Source organism: Streptomyces sp. YJ-C3, from assembly GCF_053891275.1.
In genome coordinates this window covers 1877923-1896806 of the sequence record NZ_CM132685.1, presented here as the reverse complement: position 1 = coordinate 1896806, position 18884 = coordinate 1877923, and the positions used below count along the sequence as shown (strand labels likewise).

Sequence of the window (18884 nt, the reverse complement as noted above, 5' to 3'; positions counted from 1 at the left end):
CTCGGCCTCACTGACAGCCAAACGAGTTAGCGGATATCGGACATCGGGGTAACACTCACCGATGGACTGGATATCACCAGTGAGCACCTTGGCAGGGGCTGTGGTCGGCGTGGGGTCCGCGCTGGTCGCCGACCGCATCCGATGGCGTCGCGATCAGGTGAGGGAAGCGGCACAGACACGCAGAGCCGTGTACTCGGAGTTCCTGATGGCACTGAGCAGCGGCCACTCGACCTTGCGGAGCGTGGTTCTGCAACCCGACCACCCGTCCGGCGATGCCCTTTACGGCGCGCTTCATCAAGCTCTCGACAGCGCAGGCATCTGGCGCCTGAGACAGAATCTCTCACTCACCGCCCCCGCCGAGATCATCGTGCTCGCCGAGAAGACGTGTGACGCCTTGGCGATGATGCGGGACCGACTCGTCGAGGAGCCTGACATCCGGAGCAGCGCCTACCGGGTCTGCCGCGCAGATCTCTGGCGGGAGAACGCCCGCCTGCGTGAGGTGATGCGAAAGGACCTGGGTATGGACGGCCCTCCCGACCCCGAAGTGGGCCAGTACCGTCTGTCGGACCAGCGCAGGTCCCGGACAGATGCCTGGCCCTGACGATGCAGCCGAGGCGTGCGCGGCTGTCGGGACGCCTGCCTGCTACTGCGCGGGAAGTACTACCGCACAGGGCTCTCGATCCGCACCCAGCACGCAGTTCAGGGCCTTTGATATCGGATCCTGTTCCGCAGGACCAGGCATGGTTCTACCGGCCTCACAGAGGGAACCGCCGGCCCGTCGGCCAGGACGCCGGCCCGGTTCAGTCGACACTCGCCCCGCGCAGGAACCCTGCCGTCCGCGGGGAGAACGTGATCCGGGCGCCCTCCCCGAGCACGGAGCGCAGGCCCTGGGCCACGTCGGGGTCCGGCTGCCCGAAGACCTCGAAGCGGTCGACGCTGCAGTGCTTCATCACGTCCTGGATGTAGGGGTCGGAGAGTGCCCAGTGGGCGCGGACGGCATCGGAGTCCTGGTAGAGCTGGAAGCTGTGCGCGAGCATCCGGCTCTCGTCGATGAACGTCTGCACCATCAGCTGCGGTCCGTGCCGCTGGGCGAAGTCCACCGCGTTCGCGATGGCCTCACGGAACTCGACCACATGGCCTTCGGTGATGCGCATCGTGTTACGGAAGAGCAGAACGCTGCCCTGTGTCGTCATGCCGTCATCGTCGTACCTCAACCTTGATTGAGGTCAACAGTCGGGACTTTCGCCGGCGCAGACAGGGCCAGTGGCCGCCCCCGCCAGCCGCGGCCGCGCCGAGACTCCAAGAGTGAACGCACGAGCCCTTCTGCGCGCCCTCCTGCACCGCTTCGTGTCGAGCGTGGCCTGGTTCTTGACCGCCGTGGCCGCCTACGTCCTGAGCCACCTCGTCGTAGGGGCCGCGATCGGGCTGCTCGCTCCGGACGCCTTCGGAGGGGAGAGCGACGGCTACGGGCAAGGCGCTCTGTACACGATGGGAACCGTCTGGGCGGTAGCCGCGATGTGCCTGTGCTGGACCGGACCCATGTTCATGATCATCGCGAGCCTCAAGGACCTCACCAGGACGGCCCGCGTCCGCGCCGTCGCCTACGGACTGATCAGTATCCCGGTTCTGGCCTTTCTCGGCTGGGCGCCCGGGTTGGTCTTCAGCATGCTGCTGGCCAACCTCATGACGGTCCTCCTCCTGCGCCTGCCTCGGCGGCAGCCCCCGCCGGCGTGACCAGCCCCCGCCCCGCCCACCCACGGCCGCGCGCCACCGGCTCCGCACGACGACGAGCCCCCACCCGAAGGGCGAGGGCTCGTGTCGAATCGGCGAGAGCCGTCGGCTCAGCCGCTCAGGACCCCACGAACAGCACCAGCAGCAACCACACCACCGGCGCGGTCGGCAGCAAGGAGTCGAGGCGGTCCATGATGCCCCCGTGGCCGGGGAGCAGCGTGCCCATGTCCTTGATGCCGAGGTCCCGCTTGATCATGGACTCGCCCAGGTCACCGAGGGTGGCGCTGGCGGCGACGCAGACGCCGAGGACCAGGCCCTGCCACCACGTGCCGTCGTCCACCAGGAACTGCATGCACAGCACGCCCGCCACCATCGCGAACGTCACCGCGCCGACCAGGCCCTCGCGGGTCTTGCCGGGGCTGATGCGCGGCGCGAGCTTGTGCTTGCCGAACCGCCAGCCGACGGCGTACGCGCCGGTGTCGCTGACCACGGTCAGGATCAGGAACGTCAGTACGCGCCACGCCCCGTCGTCCGCGGTGAGCATCATCGCCACGAACGTCGCGAGGAACGGCACGTAGAACGCGGCGAAGACCCCCGCCGTGACGTCCTTCAGATAGCCCTCGGGCGGCTCGGTCATCCGCCACACCAGGACGGCGAGGGCGGTCAGCGCCATCGCCACCCAGGCACCCTCGGCCCCGCGGACGTATCCGGCGACCACCATCGCCGCACCGCCGACGGCGAGCGGCACGAGCGGGGCCTTGATGGCCTTGCGCTCCTCCAGCCGCGAGGTCAGCTCCCACAGGCCGACGACGACGGCGACCGCTATCACGCCGACGAACACGGCCTTGACGACGAACAACGACGCGACGATCACCGCACCGAGTCCGACACCGACCCCTATGGCCGCCCCGAGGTCCCGGCCCGCGCTCTTCTTCTGCTTCGGCAGGGGCTCCTGCGGCGCGGCGGGGGCGGGCTGCGGTGCTGCGCTGGGCATGGGCTCCTGCGGCGTCTCGTCGCGGAACAGGGGACCACTCAGCCGAGCGGCCCCCCGGTCGTCCTGGTCACCGCCACCGGCGGGCACATCAGGCATATCGGGCACGATGGGCATGGGCCGAGTCTCCTCAACCGCGTGCCGTTCGTACGCGGGACCCGCCGGAGCACGCCCCTGGTCGTACGAGGGGCCCTGACCGTACGCGGGCCCCTGGCCCTGATCGGCGGGGCCCCAGTACCCGGGCCCGGTCTGCGGCGCCCCCCAGGAAGAGTCGTTCACGGATTCCTCGAACCTCGATGTTCCGCGCTCGCTCAGACTTCGAGCAGCTCGGCTTCCTTGTGCTTGAGCAGCTCGTCCACCTGGGCCACGTACTTGGCGGTGGTGTCGTCCAGTTCCTTCTCGCCGCGACGGCCCTCGTCCTCGCCGATCTCGCCGTCCTTGACCGCCTTGTCGATGGCGTCCTTGGCCTTGCGGCGGACCGAACGGATGGACACCTTGCTGTCCTCCGCCTTGTTCTTGGCGACCTTGATGTAGTCGCGGCGGCGCTCCTCGGTGAGCTCGGGGAACGTCACACGAATGATGTTGCCGTCGTTGCTCGGGTTGACGCCCAGGTCGGAGTCGCGGATCGCCTGCTCGATGTTGCGCAGCGCGCTCTTGTCGAACGGGGTCACCACGGCCATCCGCGGCTCGGGCACCGAGAACGAGGCCAGCTGGTTGATCGGCGTCAGCGCGCCGTAGTAGTCGGCCACGATCTTGTTGAACATCGCCGGGTGCGCACGACCGGTGCGGATCGCGGCGAAGTCCTCCTTGGCGACCACGACGGCCTTCTCCATCTTTTCCTCGGCCTCGAGGAGGGTCTCTTCGATCACCACTTGCTCCTGCGTGTCTTGAGTGAGGCCCGGCTTGCACGGGGCGGCCGGCTGCGTCGCGTGTCTATTTCCCGCGCGGTTTCCTGCGGTGTCCTTGCACGGTGTCCGACCGGCAGGACATTGTCCATCCCTCGCGAGGTGGTACGGACATGAGGGTCAGGCGCGGGTGCCCTGGTCGCCCACGAGCGTCCCGATCTTCTCACCCTTGACGGCCCGGGCGATATTGCCGGACGTCAGCAGCTCGAAGACGAGAATGGGGAGCTTGTTGTCCCGGCACAGGGTGATCGCGGTCATGTCGGCGACCTTGAGGTCGCGGGTGATGACCTCGCTGTAGCTGAGCGCGTCGAACTTCACGGCCCCGGGGTTCGTCTTCGGGTCCGAGTCGTAGACACCGTCCACGCCGTTCTTGCCCATGAGCAGCGCCTCGGCGTCGATCTCCAGGGCACGCTGCGCGGCGGTGGTGTCGGTGGAGAAGTACGGCATGCCCATACCGGCGCCGAAGATCACGACGCGGCCCTTCTCCAGGTGGCGCACGGCGCGCAGCGGGATGTAGGGCTCGGCGACCTGGCCCATCGTGATGGCGGTCTGCACGCGGCTGTCGATGCCCTCCTTCTCCAGGAAGTCCTGGAGGGCGAGGCAGTTCATGACGGTGCCGAGCATGCCCATGTAGTCGGAGCGGGCCCGGTCCATGCCGCGCTGCTGCAGCTCGGCGCCGCGGAAGAAGTTGCCGCCGCCGATGACGACGGCGATCTGCGCCCCGTCGCGGACGACCGCCGCGATCTCACGGGCGATGGCGTGCACCACATCGGGGTCGACACCCAGACCCCCGCCCCCGGCGAACGCCTCGCCGGAAAGCTTCAGCAGAAAGCGGCCAGTGCCTTTGCCGTCGTCGCTCTTGTCGCCGTTGTCGGCCTGGGTGGTGGTCATGGAGTTCTCCTCGTGGTGCACATACGAAGAAGGCCACTGCCGATGGGGTGTTCGCATCCCATGCGCGGCAATGGCCTCCTCGTCACATCTGCGGTCGTCCGGCACGTTCCCGGGCGACTGCTGTCGACCCTAGCGGGGTCTCGCGGCTGTCGCGGTACGGACTCAGATGCCGACCTTGATGCGCGAGAAGCGCTTCAGGGTGACACCGGCCTCCTGGAGCACCTTCTCGACGGACTTCTTGTTGTCGAGGGCGTACGGCTGACCGAGCAGCGTCGCCTCCTTGAAGAAGCCGTTGACGCGACCCTCGACGATCTTCGGGAGCGCGGCCTCGGGCTTGCCCTCGGCGCGGGTGGTCTCCTCGGCGACGCGGCGCTCGGACTCGACGACCTCGGCCGGGACGTCCTCACGGGAGAGGTACTTCGGCGCGAAGGCGGCGATGTGCTGCGCGACACCCTTGGCGAGGTCGGCGTCGGCCTTGTCCAGCTCGACCAGAACACCGATCTGCGGGGGCAGGTCGGGCATGGTGCGGTGCATGTAGGCGGTGACGTAGGCGCCGGAGAACTGCGCGAAGCGGTCCAGGACGATCTTCTCGCCGAGGTTGGCGTTGGCCTCGTCGACGAACGCCTGGACGGTCTTGCCGGCCTCGATCTCGGAGGCGAGCAGCGCCTCGAGGTCGGCCGGGCTCGTCTTGGCGACGTGGGCGGCCAGCTGGTTGGCGACCGACTGGAACTTCTCGCCCTTGGCGACGAAGTCCGTCTCGCACTTCAGCTCGACGATGACACCGGAGGTGTTGTCGTCGGCGATGAGGGAGACGACGGCACCGTTCTCGGCGGAGCGGCCCTCGCGCTTGGCGACGCCCTTCTGGCCCTTGATGCGGAGCGCCTCGACGGCCTTGTCGACCTGGCCGTCGGCCTCGTCGAGCGCCTTCTTGCAGTCCATCATGCCGGCGCCCGTGAGCTCGCGGAGCTTCTTGACGTCAGCGGCGGTGTAGTTCGCCATGATCCTGGTTTTCTCTCTACGAAGTCTGAAGACGAAGGTCACGGGTGAACGGCGGGGGCCGAAGCGGCCCCCGCCGTCACCTCGTGAAACCGGTGTTGAAGCCGGTACCCGTGCGGGTCAGGCCTGCTCGGCGTCCGCGGCCGGAGCCTCGGCGGCGGGCGCCTCGGCAGCGGGGGCCTCGGCGGCAGCAGCCTCGGCGGCCGGGGCCTCCTCAGCCTTCTCGTCGGCCTTCTTCTCACCCTCGAGCAGGTCGCGCTCCCACTCGGCGAGCGGCTCGCCCTGGGCCTTCTCGCCCGGCTTCTGGTCGCCCGTGGCGACGCCGGAACGGGCGATGAGGCCCTCGGCGACGGCGTCGGCGATCACGCGGGTGAGCAGGGTGACGGAGCGGATCGCGTCGTCGTTGCCCGGGATCTTGTAGTCGACCTCGTCGGGGTCGCAGTTGGTGTCGAGGATCGCGACGACCGGAATGTTGAGCTTCCGGGCCTCACCAACGGCGATGTGCTCCTTCTTGGTGTCCACGATCCAGACGGCGCTGGGAACCTTGGACATCTCGCGGATACCGCCGAGGGTCTTCTCCAGCTTGGCCTTCTCGCGCGAGAGCACGAGAAGCTCCTTCTTGGTCAGACCGGACGCGGCGACGTCCTCGAAGTCGATCTGCTCGAGCTCCTTGAGGCGCTGCAGACGCTTGTAGACGGTCGAGAAGTTGGTGAGCATGCCGCCCAGCCAGCGCTGGTTGACGAAAGGCATGCCGACGCGGGTCGCCTGCTCGGCGATCGCCTCCTGCGCCTGCTTCTTCGTACCGACGAACATGACCGTGCCGCCGTGGGCAACGGTCTCCTTGACGAACTCGTAGGCGCGGTCGATGTACGACAGCGACTGGAGAAGGTCGATGATGTAGATGCCGTTGCGCTCCGTGAAGATGAAGCGCTTCATCTTCGGGTTCCAACGACGGGTCTGGTGACCGAAGTGGACGCCGCTTTCCAGCAGCTCCCGCATCGTGACGACGGCCATGGCCGTACTCCTTGTGTGTTCTCGGTTGTGTCCTGACGCCCCGCTGCGCGCCTGCCGCGTACGTGAGTACGGGACCGAAGGACGCTGACACGAAGCCGGTGAGGCTCGGTGCCGGGGCGTGCGAAGTCGATCCGGTGGCCCGGATCGCCACATGAAGTGTACGGGACCCGCGAGGTACGGGGTGACGCCGCTGTCCACAACCGCCCGGTAGTCCACGTTTCCCGGCCATGATCCCCCGGAACCGGCCGGGCCCGGGATCGTCTGAGCCATGCGAAAACTACTCTGTGTGACGTTCACCCTGCTCGTGTGCGCGCTGCCCGATCGCGCGCTCGCGGCAGGCTCACGGTTCTGGCCCGTGGGCGACCACCCGGCGGTGGTCCGCCCCTGGTCCCCGCCCGCGACTCCCTACGGTCCGGGCCATCGCGGGGTCGACCTGTCCGCCCCGATCGGCGCTCCGGTCCGCGCGGTCGCGGCCGGCCGGGTCTCCTTCACGGGCGAGGTGGCGGGCCGGGGCGTGGTCTCGGTGGAACTGTCGGGCACCGGGGACCCGCCTCTGCGCACGACGTACGAGCCCGTGACGGCGACGGTCGAGAAGGGCACGGAGGTGGCTCCGGGCGACCCGATCGGCGTTCTGCAACTCCCGACGGGCCACTGCCCGCCCTCGTCCCCGTCGTGCCTGCACTGGGGCCTGCTGAGAGGCGATACGTACCTGGACCCGCTGTCCCTGCTGGATCCGTCGCTCCTGCGCCGGGCGCCGGCGCGGCTGCTGCCCGTGTGGGGGTGGCCTCTCGGGAACATTCGCCCCTGGTAACCGGATCAGGAGCCGGTGGCGATCCCCGTCGCCGCACGGCCGGGGTCAGCCCTGGACGCCCCGCAGCGCCATCCCGACGGCCGCGTCCACGATCACGCCCGGATCCTCCGCGGCTCCCAGCTCGATGCGCCGGACCGCCGCGTCCACCACGCCCTGCAGCAGCATCGCGGCGAGCCGGGGCTGCTCGTGCCCCATCTCGCCGAGCGCCTCGACGATCATCGCGACGAGCCCGCCGTGCGCGGCCCGGATCTTCTCCCGGGCCCCCGCGTCCAGCTCGCTCGCCGAGATGGCCACCACGGCCCGGTGCCGCCGGTCCCCGACCAGGGCGAGCTGCTCCCGGACATACGCCTCGACCTTGCCCTCAGGCGTCGCCGCCCGCGCCATCCCGGCCTCGACCTCGGCCGCCCACACCGGGAAGTCGACCGCGCACAGCTCCTCGACGACCGCCGCACGGGACTTGAAGTACTCGTAGACGGACGAGCGCGCGAGCCCCGTCCGCTCGGCCAGCGCGGGGAACGTCAGCGCCTCCGTCCCGCCCTCGGACAGCAGGGAACGCGCCGCGTCCAGAAGGGCGCCGCGCTGCATCGACCGGTGCTCGGCCACAGAGGCCGCTCGAATCCTTGGCACGTCTCCACTTTACGGACGCGCCGCCCAGGACGGGAGTCGCACCGGCCACCCCGTCCCGCCAACACCCGGCAGGGACGATTCACCACTACCAGCGCTCCAGAGCTCCTCAGCGACCGAAACTGGCCAGCTTCGCCCGCAGCTGCAGCACCGACTTCGTGTGGATCTGGCTGACCCGGCTCTCCGTGACCCCGAGCACGTTGCCGATCTCGGCCAGGGTCAGGCCCTCGTAGTAGTAGAGCGTCACCACGGTCTTCTCCCGCTCCGGCAACGTGTTGATCGCCCGCGCCAGAAACCGTCGCAGCTCCCGGTCCTCGGCGACCTCCACCGGATTGTCCGCCGCATGGTCCTCGAGGGTGTCCATGAGGCTGAGCCGATCCCCGCCACCCTCGCCCCCGACGTGCAGCAGCTCCTCCAGCGCCACCACGTTCGCCAGCGACAACTGGCTGAAAACGGCGTGCAGTTCCTCCAGCGCGACGCCCATCTCCTCGGCGACCTCGCTCTCCGAGGGACTGCGCCGCAGCTTGGCCTCCAGGGTCGCGTAGGCCCGCTCCACGTTGCGCGCCTTCTGCCGCACGGACCGCGGGATCCAGTCCAGCGCCCGCAGCTCGTCGATCATCGCGCCCCGGATCCGGGTGATCGCGTACGTCTCGAACTTGATCTCCCGCTCGATGTCGAACTTCTCGATCGCGTCGATCAGCCCGAACACCCCGGACGAGACGAAGTCGGCCTGCTCGACATTGGGCGGAAGCCCCACGCTGACCCGGCCGGCGACGTACTTCACGAGCGGCGAGTAGTGCAGGATCAGCTGCTCGCGCAGCCGCTCGTCGCCGGTCGCCTTGTACGACCTCCACAGCTCCTCGAGGGAGGAGGGAGCCGGAGGCCGCACGCTGGAGCCGCGGGCCGCGGGAGGGACCGCCGCCCGGTCGGATCCGGAGGTGTGCTGTGGCATGCGCCGCCTTGTGCCGTTCTGCTGCTGACCGAGCGAATCGGAGAGGGAGTCGGGGAGAGTGACCGAGGTTGTGGTCGCGGTGATCGCTTTACTGGTGAAGATGCCGTGTTGCCCGTCTGATGGTGACTGGTGTCGAACCGCCTGCCTGATTGCGGATTGAGGTATCGAACCCGAATCCTGGTGAGCGTAGCGTGACTGGAGTGTCGCGGTGAGCGAAGGGTATGGGATCGTACGCGCGCAGATACGTTCCGTTGGGGGACTTGCGCGAGCGCTTCTGTTGCCCTACGCGATCGGGGCGAATCGTCAACTACCGGAACTGCCAAGGCCGTCGAGGGTCATCCGGACGGCGGAACCCTCCGCGTCAGGAATGCCCCCCGTCCGAAAAGTCCGAGCGGATCGCCTGGCGTGTCAACTGCCAGCCGTCGCCGTGTCGTTCGACGAACCCCAATGAGCGCAGTTCGTACAGCCTCCCGATCGTGTCGTCCACACCGGCCGCGGCCTCCCGGCCGATCTCCGCCGCGGTGCGCGCCCCTTGCGCGGGGAGCGCGGCCAGCACCCGCGCCGTGGCCGGCGGCAGCAGATCGCGCGGCAGCACGGGCCCACGACGCTCCGGCGCCAGCTCCCCCATCTCCCCGACCAGCTCGACGACTTCCGCGGCATCGGTGACCAGCACACCCTCCTTGCGCAGCAGTTCATGCACTCCCGCCGAGACGCCGCTGGTCACCGGGCCCGGCACCCCCATCGCGTGCCGCCCCAGGCGCTGCGCCCAACGGACCGTGCCCAGCGCACCGCTGCGGTACGCCGCCTCGACGACGACCGTGCCTCTGGTGAGCGCGGCGATCACCCGGTTCCGCTGGATGAAGCGGCTGGGCGTCGGATGATCGCCCGGCGGCAACTCGCCGATCACGAGCCCCTGTTCCGCGACCCGGTCGATCAACTGGGCGTGGCCGCGCGGATAGACGCGATCGACACCGCAGGCGAGAACGGCGACGGTGGCCCCGGCGGCGCCCAGCGCCCCGCGGTGCGCCGCCGCGTCGACCCCGTACGCGCCGCCGGAGACGACGACCCACCCGCGCTCCGCCAGCCCGGCCCCGAGACTGGCGCCCATCCGTACCCCGTAGTCCGTGCACGCCCGCGCGCCGACCACGGCCACCGAGCGCAGCGCCCACATCCGCAGGCTCGCCCCGCCCCGCACCCACAGCCCGACCGGCCGGGCGTCCCCCAGGTCGTCCAGCTGCCCCGGCCATTCGGCGTCGCCCGGGCACACGAACCGCGCCCCGAACTGCTCCGCCCGAGCCAAGTCCCGCTCCGGAGGCGGCGCTTCGCGGGACCGCGCGACCAGTCCGGCCCAGCGCTCGGCGCGCACCCCCGGCAACAGGAGCGGCTCGCCCGTGCCCTCATCGGCCTCGTCGATCCGCCGCACGGTCTCCACGGCCCCGAACTCCCTGAGCCAGCGTCCCGCCACGTCCCAGCCCGGCTCGACGATCCGGGTCAGCCGGGCCCGCGCCAGCCGCACCGCCTCCGGGGCGCCCGGCGCCGTCACGCGTCGGCCCCGATCGTCATCGGCACCCCGCGCGAGATCCCGGTCCGCAGTTGCAGCGCGAGCGCCACGTCCTGGGCGAAGGGCCGGTCCCGTCCCGCGAGGTCGGCCACGGTCCAGGCCACCCGCAGCACCCGGTCGAGCCCGCGGGCGGTCAGGAAACCGCGCTCCAGATCCAGCTCGGCCTCGTCCAGGGCGCCCGGTGCCGCGGGCCATCGTGTGCGCAGCGCATGGCCCGGGACCTCGCTGTTGGCCCGCCAGGGAGTGTCAGCGAACCGTGCCGCCGACCGCTCCCGGGCCGCCCGCACCCGATCGGCGACGGTCTGGGTGCTCTCACCCCGCGGCCCGTACCCGGACAGTTCGTTACGCGTGACGGGGTCCACCTCGACCCGCAGATCGACCCGGTCGAGAAGGGGTCCGGAGAGCCGTGCCTGGTAGCGCCGCACGGTGGCCGGCGGGCAGTCGCACTCACCGCCCAGGGCCCGGTACTGCCCACAGGGACAGGGGTTCGCGGCGAGCGCCAGCAAGAAGCGCGCGGGCAGCCGCACCACCCCGGCGCTGCGGGCGATCACCACGTGCCCCGCTTCGAGAGGTTGGCGCAGAGCGTCGAGGGCCTGGCCGCTGAACTCGGGCGCCTCGTCCATGAACAGCACGCCTCTGTGCGACAACGACACCGCCCCGGGCCGCGCCACCCCCGGCCCGCCGCCGACGAGGGACTGCATGGTCGCCGAGTGGTGCGGTGCGCAGTAGGGCGCGGTGTCGATCATCGACTTGCCCGGCGGCAGCATGCCGGCCACCGAGTGGATCGCGGTGACCTCCAGGGACTCCGCGCGGGTGAGCGGCGGCAGGATGGCCGGCAGCCGTTCGGCGAGCATCGTCTTGCCCGCGCCCGGCGGGCCCGAGAGCATCACGTGGTGCCCGCCCGCCGCGGCGACCTCGATCGCGGTGCGGGCCGACAGCTGCCCGACGACATCGGCCAGATCGAGCCCGTGGCCGTCATGCAGCGGTCCGCCGAGCCCCGTGCCCGCACCGCTGCCCGGCATGCTCAGCCCGGCGAGCATCTGATCGGGACGGCCGCGCTCCTGCGGGTCCTCGTCGGGCACCGGCTCGTCGGTGAGCACCGCGATGAGCTGGCGCAGGCTGCGGACGCCGAGCACGGAGACGCCGGGCACGAGAGTCGCCTCGCCCATCGTGGACTCGGGGATGACGACCTGCTCGTACCCCGCGTCTGCCGCGGCGAGGACGGCCGGGAGGACGCCCCGCACCGGGCGCACCCGCCCGTCGAGCCCCAGCTCTCCGATCATCACGATGTCGGCGAGGACTCGTGGATCGATCCGCTCGGCCGCGCCCAGCACGGCGCAGGCGACAGCGAGATCGAAACCGCTTCCCCCCTTGGGCACGGACGCCGGGCTGAGGCCCACCGTGAGCTTCTTCTGCGGCCAGTCCGCGCCGGAGTTGACCACAGCCGCCCTGACCCGGTCGCGGCTCTCGACGAGGCTCTTGTCGGGCAGGCCGACGAGCGTGAACGCGGCGATGCCCGGCTCCAGGTCCGCCTGGACCTCGACGACGACACCCTCGACGCCCACCAGGGCCACGGAACACGTACGCGCGAATCCCATCAGGACACCCCCCGCACGTGCTCGACGAGCGGAGCCCCGCGCTCCGGCAGCAGGACGCCGACCAGATCGATCCTGACGCCGCCGGGTGGCGCTCCCCCGTGCTCCTGCGCCCAGCGCTCCGCCAGCTCGTGCAGCCGTCGGGCCTTGGCCGGGGTGATCGCGGCCATCGGGTGCTCGAAGGCCCCGCCCGCCCTGCCGCGCCCCCGGCGGGTCTTCACCTCGCACACGACGATCGCGTCGCCGTCCCGCGCCACGATGTCGATCTCGCCCGTACGGCCCGCGCGCCAGTTCCGCGCGAGCACCGTCATCCCGGCGTCGGTCAGCCGCCTCGCGGCCAGGTCTTCGCCGTACTTCCCCATTGCGCCCCGTGCGTTCACGTCGGCACCACCTCCGACGCCCACGCTGATGCACGGCCGCACACGAAGTGGATCTTGGTGAACTACTTACGGGTTGTGGAAAACCTCGTCACCCGCCGGAGGGGGCGGGCAGGCCGGAAAGCCGGCTCAGCTGCCCGGAAGCTCCAGATCGCTCTTGTTGAGCTCCTCGATGTTCACGTCCTTGAACGTGAGGACGCGCACCTGCTTCACGAACCGCGCCGGTCGGTACATGTCCCAGACCCACGCGTCCGCCATCGACACCTCGAAGAACACCTCGCCCTGGACCGAGTGCACCTGCATCTCGTAGTCGTTGGTGAGGTAGAAACGCCGCTCGGTCTCGATCACGTATTTGAACAGACCGACGACATCGCGGTACTCCCGGTAGAGCTTCAGCTCCATCTCGGTCTCGTACTTCTCGAGGTCCTCGGCGCTCATGGCATGTTCCCCTTCAGCCGTGCGTCCCCCTATTGTGCGCCAGCCCCTGGGGCCTCTAGACGATTTCCGTGTCGAGAAGCAGCGGCCGGCTCGGGGGACCTTCGTCGAGCAGCCGGTTCAGCAGCTCGGCGAGTCTGGTCGGATACACCGTCTCATGCGCCTCGGCCAGTTCCCGGTACGTCCACCAGCGCGCTCCGGCCACACTGCGTCGTTCCAGGTCGGTCAGGCCCGTCTCATTGATCTCCGGCCGCACCGCCGCGGCCGTCGTGCGGGCCAGGAAATACCATTCGTCCTGGTCCCAGCGCCGCCCGTCGAACGGGAAGGAGCAGAGCCGCTGCCACAGCACCGGCCCCAGCTCCACGTCGGTGATTCCGGTCTCCTCGGCGAGTTCCCGCAGCGCCGCCTGCTCACGCGTCTCGTCGCCCTCCAGGCCGCCACCCGGCGTGAACCACCAGTCGTCCGCCGTGTCGCCCGGCTCGTGCCCGTGCAGCAGCAGGATGCGGCCCTCCGGGTCGAGCAGCACGACCCGGGCCACCTTGCGCAGTTCGTGGCCGAGCTCAGGCACGGACCGGCTCCGGGGCGCCGGCGCGGGGACGCCGCGCCCGCTTGGCGATCGGGCCGTACGCCGCCCCGGCGAGCACGAGGACCGCTCCCGCGACCACGGTGGTCAGGATGAGATTCAACGGTCCCGGACGGGAGATCCCGCCGGGCAGCGCCTCGAAGCCGGTGGGCTTCGCCAGCATGCCGTCCATGGGCCAGGCCACGGCGTCCACGCGGGCCTGCACGGCACCGCGCTCCACCGAGCCGTGCTCGGAGTCGCCGAGATGGACGGTGGAGTCGAGGGATCCGTTGCGCTCGTCGCCGAGCAGGAACAGTCGGCCCTCGGGGACTGTCGTGGACTTGATACCGGTGAGCGAGGCGTTCTTGCCGGCCGGGAGATACGGTTCGTCGATCTGATTGCCGTTGACGGTCAGCTTGCCGTCCGTGCAGCAGGCGATCTCGTCGCCTCCGACACCGACGACCCGCTTCACGAGCGGCAGATCGCCCCAGCTGTTCGTCTGGAAGACGACGACATCACCGCGCTTGACCTCACTGCCGTCGATGCGCTGCGCGAGAACCCGGTCGCCCGCGCCGATCGTCGGCGTCATCGAGTCGGTGGGCACCGTGTACGGCTGGTAGACGATGGCACCCCACACGAATCCGCCGAGGAACAGCACACAGCCGAGGGCCACGGCTATGCCCGACAGCACGCTGCCGACCCGGCCGTGGCCCTCGTCCGTACGACGTGTCCTGCTCATCCCAGTTGCTCCCCGCGTTGGAGAAATCGATCCCCGCGGCCCGGCCTCGGAGCGGCACGGACCACGGAAGATCGGCGATCTGGGACGGCACCCTACCCGGCGGTACCGGTCCCAGAAACCCTGGTGTTCCCGTCGGTAAGGCCCTGATTGATCTTGCGTCGGCGCCACAGCACCAGCGGCACCGCACCCGCGAGCCCGAGCGCACCCGGAGCCACGCCCGCCGCGGTGTTGATGCCCGACTGGTCGAAGGTGTCCGGCACCGGCAGCGTCGACCAGTGCGTGGGCGGCCAGGCGACGACGATGGCGCGACCCACGACGTTGTCGACCGGGACGAAGCCGTGGTTCTTGTCGTTCTGGTGGTAGCGGGAGTCCATCGAGTCCTGGCGGTGGTCGCCCATGACCCAAACTTTGCCTTGAGGAACCTTCACCTTGAAGGTCCCGCCCGCGTTGTCGGCACTGCACGGGGTGTTGCCCGCGTACACGTACGAATCGTCGAGGGCCTTGCCGTTGACCTTGAGCGGGCCCGTGCCCTTGCACTCGACGGTGTCGCCGCCGACGCCGATGACGCGCTTGATGAGGTCCTTCTCGTTGGCGGACGGCATCAGGCCGACCCAGCTGAGGACCTGCTGCACCGCGTTCGGCTCCGGGGTCGGCTCACCCTCCAGCCACTCGGCCGGGTCGTGGAAGACGATGACCTCGCCGCGCTCGGGCTCCGAGCCGAACCACGGAGTGAGCTTGTCGACGAGCACGCGGTCGCCGATCTGCAGCGTGTTCTCCATGGACGCCGACGGGATCGAGAACGCCTGGACCAGGAACGTCTTGATCACCAGGGCGAGGACCAGGGCGATGACGATGAGCAGCGGCAGCTCCTTCCAGAAGGAACGGGGCTTCTTCTGCTTTCTCGCCGCCGCGTCGCCGCCGGATCCCGCCTCGCTCACGGACTTCGCCTCCACCGCGTCACCGTCCCCGGACACGCTGTCCGTCACGGCCGGACTCGCCGCGTCGTCGGATCGCCCGGGCTGCTCCTCGGGCCCATGCCCTGACCGTGCGCCGACCGCCAAGTCCCCCACATCCACTCCTCACTCCGTGCCGCTGCCTGATCCCTACGCGATGCAGGCCCACCATTCCCATAACGAGCGGGAGTTCCGCAGGGGTCGGGAGGGGGATCAATCCGTCCGAATCCGATGCGTTCGAACTCGAGACGGCGCTGGTCGCGGTGGCCAGCCTATGCGACGTGGCGGAGGCCGCGGTCGACCCGTCTCCATGCGCGTCTGCCACCGCCGAGAAGGTCTCCGGTTCCCCGAGCGCGGCCCAGTGTCCGAACGGCCACACGATCCACCGGGCCCGGCCGACGACCGACTCCTCGGAGACGGTCCCGTTGAACTTGTCGGTGAGGTGGTAGCGCGAGTCCGCCGAGTTGGCGCGGTGGTCCCCCATCACGAACAGCCGCCCCTCGGGCACCTTCACCGAGAAGTCGAACTTGGAGGGGGCGTTGCCGGGGTGGATGTACGACGTCTCCTCGAGCGGAGTCCCGTTGACCGTGACGCGGCCCTGGTCGTCGCAGCACTTCACGGTGTCGCCGCCGACCCCGACGACCCGCTTGATGAGATCGCGTTCGTCGTCGGACGGCAGCAGGCCGATCCAGGTCAGGCCCGTCTTGATCTGCTTGACCCCGACGGGGTCGTCCTTCTTCTGTCCGGTCTCCTGCTCGAGCCACTTGCCGGGGTCCTTGAAGACGACGACATCGCCGCGCTGCACCTTCGCGCCGAACCACGGGGTGAGCTTGTCGACGACGACCCGGTCACCGATCTTGATCGTCTGCTCCATGGAGCCCGACGGAATGACGAAGGCCTGCACGAGGAACGTCTTGAGGACGAGGGCTATGAGCAGGGCCACGCCTATGAGGAGGGGTATCTCCTTGATCGCGGAGCGCCTTCTGCGTCGCTTCACCTTGCGGGCGAGCTTGCGCCGCTCCGCGCGGCCGGGCAGCGGCGGGCCGCTGGTGGGCCGGCTCCCGGTGGGCAGCCGCTCGTCCGAGCCGTGGCCGGAGCGCGCCTTGCCGCGCCTACCCATGGGCACCGCCGGGTGCGGGCACGCGCGCGTAGACGTCATGACGCGACAAGGAGTGCCAGTGTCCCGCCGGCCAGGCGATCCACTGGGCCTTGCCGATCACGTGGTCGACGGGGACGAAACCGCCGCCGGGGGCACCCAGATAGTCGCGGGAGTCACGGGAGTCGCTGCGGTGGTCGCCGAGCAGGAAGAGGGTGCCTTCAGGAACCTCGATGTCGAACGGCACGGCCGAAGGCGCGTCCCCCGTGTGCAACACGGAGCGCTCGTCCACCGACTGCCCGTTCACCTCGATCCTCCCCCTGCTGTCGCAGCAGACCACGTGGTCTCCCCCCACACCCACGACGCGCTTGATGTAGTCGGCGTCACCGAAGTACCCGCTGCCGTCGAAGACGACCACGTCCCCGCGCTTCGGTTCGACACCGAAACGGTACGCCAACTTATTTACGAGAACGCGGTCCCCGACCCTCAATGTGGACTCCATGGAGCCGCTGGGGATCTGGAACGGCTGCATCACAAAGATGCCGAAGGCGAGCAGGAACGCCAGGCACAGCAGGAGTGCGAGCGTGATGCGTCCGCCGGGCAGCCAGGCAGCGACCCCGGACAGCAAAGAGGAGCGCGACCGGTCCTCCTCGCCCGCTGAGGTGCTCTCTGGGGGCTCGGAGGAGCGATCGCGCTCCGCATGCTGTGCTTCGGTGTCCATCGAGGCCAGATGCTATCCGGCCGCGCTGTGACTCCATCCGCGAGAGGTGCTCTCGCGGGCGCGAGATCAGTTCTCGCGCTTCTCCTTGATCTTCGCGGCCTTGCCGCGCAGGTCGCGCAGGTAGTACAGCTTGGCGCGACGGACGTCACCCTTGGTGACGAGCTCGATCTTCTCGACGATCGGCGTGTGCACGGGGAAGGTGCGCTCGACGCCGACGGAGAAGGAGACCTTGCGGACCGTGAAGGTCTCGCGGACACCGGCGCCCTGGCGACGGATGACTACGCCCTTGAACTGCTGCACACGGGAGCGGTTGCCCTCGATGACGCGGACGTGGACGTTGACGGTGTCACCCGGGCGGAAGGCCGGGAGGTCGCTGCGCAGCGACGCGGCGTCGACGGAGTCGAGCAGGTGAGACATGATCGTCTGCTTTCTTCGCCGATGCCACAGGTCATCGGCGGGAGATATGCGGTGAGTTTCGGTAGCTGATCGCGTCGGGCCCAGCGTCGTTCCCCCTGTGGCAGGGGCGCGGGCTGAACGCACAGCAGCGGCCTATTCTTCCACGGCCTCGGGCGTTGGCCCAAATCGTCCGTCGGGCCCCGGCCGCCAGCCCAGGATCGAGAGCATTTCGCGGTCCTTCTTGTCGAAGGCCTTCGGGTCCGTGCGCTCGATGAGGTCGGGCCGGTTGCGCACGGTGCGGCGCAGCGCTTCGTCCCGGCGCCAGCGCGCGATCTTGCCGTGATGGCCGCTGAGCAGCACGTCCGGGATGTCCCGGCCGCGCCACTCGGGCGGCTTGGTGTAGACGGGCCCTTCCAGGAGGTTGGCCATGGCGCCGGGCGCGAAGGAGTCGTCCTGGTGCGAGGCGGCGTTGCCGAGCACGCCCGGCAGCAGGCGGGCGACCGCCTCCGTGATCACGAGCACCGCGGCTTCCCCGCCCGCGAGGACGTAGTCGCCGATGGAGACCTCGTAGACCGGCATACGGGTCGCGTACTCGTCGATGACGCGTCGGTCGATGCCTTCGTAGCGCGCGGGCGTGAAGACCAGCCAGGGGCGCTCGGAGAGCTCCACGGCGAGTTCCTGGGTGAAGGGGCGTCCGCTGGGCGTGGGAACGACCAGGACAGGCCCTCGCGCCCCGTTCTCGTATCCGTCGGCCAGGACGTCGTCGAGGGCGTCGCCCCACGGTTCGGTCTTCATGACCATGCCGGGGCCGCCGCCGTAGGGGGTGTCGTCGACCGTGTTGTGCCGGTCGTACGTCCACTCCCTCAAGTCGTGCAGACGGACGTCGAGTTGACCACGCGCGCGTGCCTTGCCGACGAGCGAGACGTTCAGCGGTTCGAGGTATTCGGGGAAGATCGTGACGACGTCGAGCCTCATGCGGACTCGCCCTCCGCCTCGTCGCGGGCGGAGACGACCTCCGCCCGGTCGTCGATGAGGCCGGGCGGCGGGGTGATGACCGCCTTCTGCTCCTCGAGGTCGATCTCGGTGACGATCTCCTCGACGAACGGGATCATGACCTCACTGCCGTCGGGCCGCTCCACGATGAACAGATCCTGCGAGGGCAGGTGCGAGATCTCGGTGATGCGGCCGACCTCGACACCGTCCGCCGTGACGACGTCGAGGTCCATGAGCTGGTGGTCGTAGAACTCGTCCTCGTCCTCCGGCAGCTCCTCCGGGTCGACCTCGGCGATCAGGAGGGTGTTGCGCAGCGCCTCCGCCCCGTTCCGGTCGCGTACGCCCGCGAAGCGCAGCAGCAGGCGGCCGCTGTGGACGCGGCCGGACTCGATGGTCAGCGGGCCCGTGGCGGCGGGGTCGGTGGCGAGCACCGCACCGGGGCCGAGCCGCAGCTCGGGCTCGTCGGTGCGCACCTCGATGGTGACCTCGCCCTTGATGCCGTGGGCGCGACCGATGCGCCCGACTACCAACTGCACGATCG

Annotated in this window: 23 protein-coding genes; 3 read left to right on the top strand and 20 right to left on the bottom strand. The window is 69.7% G+C overall.

All coding sequences use genetic code 11. From position 1 onward, the window contains the following. The first annotated feature begins 61 nt into the window (after positions 1-61). Positions 62-601 carry a hypothetical protein gene (locus ACVHNB_RS08470; protein ID WP_428952023.1) on the top strand — a complete coding sequence of 180 codons (540 nt, stop codon included), beginning with the start codon at positions 62-64 and terminating at the stop codon, positions 599-601. A 199-nt stretch (positions 602-800) separates the two neighbouring features. Here ACVHNB_RS08470 and ACVHNB_RS08465 read toward each other — a convergent pair whose 3' ends face one another. Further along, positions 801-1193 carry a hypothetical protein gene (locus tag ACVHNB_RS08465; protein ID WP_456227725.1) on the bottom strand — a complete coding sequence of 131 codons (393 nt, stop codon included), beginning with the start codon at positions 1191-1193 and terminating at the stop codon, positions 801-803. Positions 1194-1305: 112 nt separating this feature from the next. Between ACVHNB_RS08465 and ACVHNB_RS08460 the strand changes: the two genes are divergently transcribed. Further along, positions 1306-1734 (top strand): hypothetical protein, encoded by a 429-nt coding sequence (locus ACVHNB_RS08460; RefSeq protein ID WP_456227724.1) that lies wholly within the window; start codon positions 1306-1308, stop codon positions 1732-1734. Between the two features lie 115 nt (positions 1735-1849). Here ACVHNB_RS08460 and ACVHNB_RS08455 read toward each other — a convergent pair whose 3' ends face one another. The 5 genes from ACVHNB_RS08455 to rpsB all read right to left on the bottom strand — a co-directional run bounded on the left by ACVHNB_RS08455 (position 1850) and on the right by rpsB (position 6528). Further along, positions 1850-3001 (bottom strand): phosphatidate cytidylyltransferase, encoded by a 1152-nt coding sequence (locus ACVHNB_RS08455; RefSeq protein ID WP_428952026.1) that lies wholly within the window; start codon positions 2999-3001, stop codon positions 1850-1852. Between the two features lie 32 nt (positions 3002-3033). Continuing rightward, entirely contained in the window at positions 3034-3591 is a 558-nt protein-coding gene (gene frr / locus ACVHNB_RS08450; RefSeq protein ID WP_428952027.1) for a ribosome recycling factor, read from the bottom strand. A gap of 156 nt (positions 3592-3747) precedes the next feature. After that, positions 3748-4518: a UMP kinase gene (gene pyrH / locus ACVHNB_RS08445; protein ID WP_428952028.1), complete on the bottom strand. Its 771-nt coding sequence runs from the start codon at positions 4516-4518 to the stop codon at positions 3748-3750. Positions 4519-4680: 162 nt separating this feature from the next. After that, positions 4681-5517: a translation elongation factor Ts gene (gene tsf, locus ACVHNB_RS08440; protein WP_428952029.1), complete on the bottom strand. Its 837-nt coding sequence runs from the start codon at positions 5515-5517 to the stop codon at positions 4681-4683. Positions 5518-5634: 117 nt separating this feature from the next. Continuing rightward, entirely contained in the window at positions 5635-6528 is an 894-nt protein-coding gene (gene rpsB / locus ACVHNB_RS08435; protein WP_428952030.1) for a 30S ribosomal protein S2, read from the bottom strand. Between the two features lie 268 nt (positions 6529-6796). Here rpsB and ACVHNB_RS08430 point away from each other — a divergent pair, with 268 nt between their 5' ends. Further along, positions 6797-7339 (top strand): M23 family metallopeptidase, encoded by a 543-nt coding sequence (locus ACVHNB_RS08430; protein ID WP_456227723.1) that lies wholly within the window; start codon positions 6797-6799, stop codon positions 7337-7339. A gap of 45 nt (positions 7340-7384) precedes the next feature. Here ACVHNB_RS08430 and ACVHNB_RS08425 read toward each other — a convergent pair whose 3' ends face one another. The 14 genes from ACVHNB_RS08425 to rimM form a co-directional block, all read right to left on the bottom strand. Further along, positions 7385-7942, bottom strand: a complete 558-nt coding sequence (locus tag ACVHNB_RS08425) for a TetR/AcrR family transcriptional regulator (protein WP_428957528.1) — start codon at positions 7940-7942, stop codon at positions 7385-7387. A gap of 130 nt (positions 7943-8072) precedes the next feature. Beyond that, positions 8073-8915, bottom strand: coding sequence for an RNA polymerase sigma factor WhiG (gene whiG / locus ACVHNB_RS08420; RefSeq protein ID WP_428952032.1), 843 nt, complete (start codon positions 8913-8915; stop codon positions 8073-8075). Between the two features lie 361 nt (positions 8916-9276). Next, the gene (gene dprA / locus ACVHNB_RS08415; protein ID WP_456227722.1) at positions 9277-10458 is read right to left on the bottom strand and encodes a DNA-processing protein DprA; all 1182 of its coding nucleotides are present in this window, start codon (positions 10456-10458) and stop codon (positions 9277-9279) included. Next, positions 10455-12074: a YifB family Mg chelatase-like AAA ATPase gene (locus ACVHNB_RS08410; RefSeq protein ID WP_428952034.1), complete on the bottom strand. Its 1620-nt coding sequence runs from the start codon at positions 12072-12074 to the stop codon at positions 10455-10457. The genes dprA and ACVHNB_RS08410 overlap by 4 nt, the downstream gene beginning before the upstream one ends. Continuing rightward, the gene (locus ACVHNB_RS08405) at positions 12074-12481 is read right to left on the bottom strand and encodes a YraN family protein (RefSeq protein ID WP_428957529.1); all 408 of its coding nucleotides are present in this window, start codon (positions 12479-12481) and stop codon (positions 12074-12076) included. Before ACVHNB_RS08405 ends, ACVHNB_RS08410 begins: the two co-directional genes overlap by 1 nt. A 96-nt stretch (positions 12482-12577) precedes the next feature. Then, positions 12578-12886 (bottom strand): DUF2469 domain-containing protein, encoded by a 309-nt coding sequence (locus ACVHNB_RS08400; RefSeq protein WP_005311352.1) that lies wholly within the window; start codon positions 12884-12886, stop codon positions 12578-12580. A 55-nt stretch (positions 12887-12941) separates the two neighbouring features. Next, a complete protein-coding gene (locus tag ACVHNB_RS08395) occupies positions 12942-13451 on the bottom strand; it encodes an NUDIX hydrolase (protein ID WP_456227721.1) in 510 nt (169 codons plus the stop codon). After that, positions 13444-14184, bottom strand: a complete 741-nt coding sequence (gene lepB, locus ACVHNB_RS08390) for a signal peptidase I (RefSeq protein WP_456227720.1) — start codon at positions 14182-14184, stop codon at positions 13444-13446. The genes ACVHNB_RS08395 and lepB (ACVHNB_RS08390) overlap by 8 nt, the downstream gene beginning before the upstream one ends. Positions 14185-14276: 92 nt before the next feature. Further along, the gene (gene lepB, locus ACVHNB_RS08385; protein WP_428952037.1) at positions 14277-15254 is read right to left on the bottom strand and encodes a signal peptidase I; all 978 of its coding nucleotides are present in this window, start codon (positions 15252-15254) and stop codon (positions 14277-14279) included. Continuing rightward, positions 15142-16257: a signal peptidase I gene (gene lepB / locus ACVHNB_RS08380; protein WP_456228855.1), complete on the bottom strand. Its 1116-nt coding sequence runs from the start codon at positions 16255-16257 to the stop codon at positions 15142-15144. The genes lepB (ACVHNB_RS08385) and lepB (ACVHNB_RS08380) overlap by 113 nt, the downstream gene beginning before the upstream one ends. Next, on the bottom strand, positions 16250-16954 hold the full coding sequence (lepB, locus tag ACVHNB_RS08375; RefSeq protein WP_428952038.1) for a signal peptidase I: 705 nt from the start codon (positions 16952-16954) through the stop codon (positions 16250-16252). Before lepB (ACVHNB_RS08375) ends, lepB (ACVHNB_RS08380) begins: the two co-directional genes overlap by 8 nt. 66 nt (positions 16955-17020) lie before the next feature. Further along, complete coding sequence (rplS, locus tag ACVHNB_RS08370) at positions 17021-17371, bottom strand: 50S ribosomal protein L19 (RefSeq protein WP_428952039.1); 351 nt, start codon at positions 17369-17371, stop codon at positions 17021-17023. A gap of 132 nt (positions 17372-17503) precedes the next feature. Further along, positions 17504-18325 carry a tRNA (guanosine(37)-N1)-methyltransferase TrmD gene (gene trmD, locus ACVHNB_RS08365; RefSeq protein ID WP_428952040.1) on the bottom strand — a complete coding sequence of 274 codons (822 nt, stop codon included), beginning with the start codon at positions 18323-18325 and terminating at the stop codon, positions 17504-17506. After that, a complete protein-coding gene (gene rimM, locus ACVHNB_RS08360; RefSeq protein WP_428952041.1) occupies positions 18322-18879 on the bottom strand; it encodes a ribosome maturation factor RimM in 558 nt (185 codons plus the stop codon). The genes trmD and rimM overlap by 4 nt, the downstream gene beginning before the upstream one ends. Between the last annotated feature and the right edge of the window lie 5 nt (positions 18880-18884).

What these genes read in the sequence shown, in the direction of transcription:
- ACVHNB_RS08470 (WP_428952023.1), top strand. Translation starts at nt 62, where the DNA reads ATGGACTGGATATCACCAGTGAGCACCTTGGCAGGGGCTGTGGTCGGC.
- ACVHNB_RS08465 (WP_456227725.1), bottom strand. Translation starts at nt 1,193, where the DNA reads ATGACGACACAGGGCAGCGTTCTGCTCTTCCGTAACACGATGCGCATC.
- pyrH (WP_428952028.1), bottom strand. Translation starts at nt 4,518, where the DNA reads ATGACCACCACCCAGGCCGACAACGGCGACAAGAGCGACGACGGCAAA.
- tsf (WP_428952029.1), bottom strand. Translation starts at nt 5,517, where the DNA reads ATGGCGAACTACACCGCCGCTGACGTCAAGAAGCTCCGCGAGCTCACG.
- rpsB (WP_428952030.1), bottom strand. Translation starts at nt 6,528, where the DNA reads ATGGCCGTCGTCACGATGCGGGAGCTGCTGGAAAGCGGCGTCCACTTC.
- ACVHNB_RS08430 (WP_456227723.1), top strand. Translation starts at nt 6,797, where the DNA reads ATGCGAAAACTACTCTGTGTGACGTTCACCCTGCTCGTGTGCGCGCTG.
- whiG (WP_428952032.1), bottom strand. Translation starts at nt 8,915, where the DNA reads ATGCCACAGCACACCTCCGGATCCGACCGGGCGGCGGTCCCTCCCGCG.
- ACVHNB_RS08410 (WP_428952034.1), bottom strand. Translation starts at nt 12,074, where the DNA reads ATGGGATTCGCGCGTACGTGTTCCGTGGCCCTGGTGGGCGTCGAGGGT.
- ACVHNB_RS08400 (WP_005311352.1), bottom strand. Translation starts at nt 12,886, where the DNA reads ATGAGCGCCGAGGACCTCGAGAAGTACGAGACCGAGATGGAGCTGAAG.
- lepB (WP_456227720.1), bottom strand. Translation starts at nt 14,184, where the DNA reads ATGAGCAGGACACGTCGTACGGACGAGGGCCACGGCCGGGTCGGCAGC.
- lepB (WP_456228855.1), bottom strand. Translation starts at nt 16,257, where the DNA reads ATGGGTAGGCGCGGCAAGGCGCGCTCCGGCCACGGCTCGGACGAGCGG.
- lepB (WP_428952038.1), bottom strand. Translation starts at nt 16,954, where the DNA reads ATGGACACCGAAGCACAGCATGCGGAGCGCGATCGCTCCTCCGAGCCC.
- rplS (WP_428952039.1), bottom strand. Translation starts at nt 17,371, where the DNA reads ATGTCTCACCTGCTCGACTCCGTCGACGCCGCGTCGCTGCGCAGCGAC.
- trmD (WP_428952040.1), bottom strand. Translation starts at nt 18,325, where the DNA reads ATGAGGCTCGACGTCGTCACGATCTTCCCCGAATACCTCGAACCGCTG.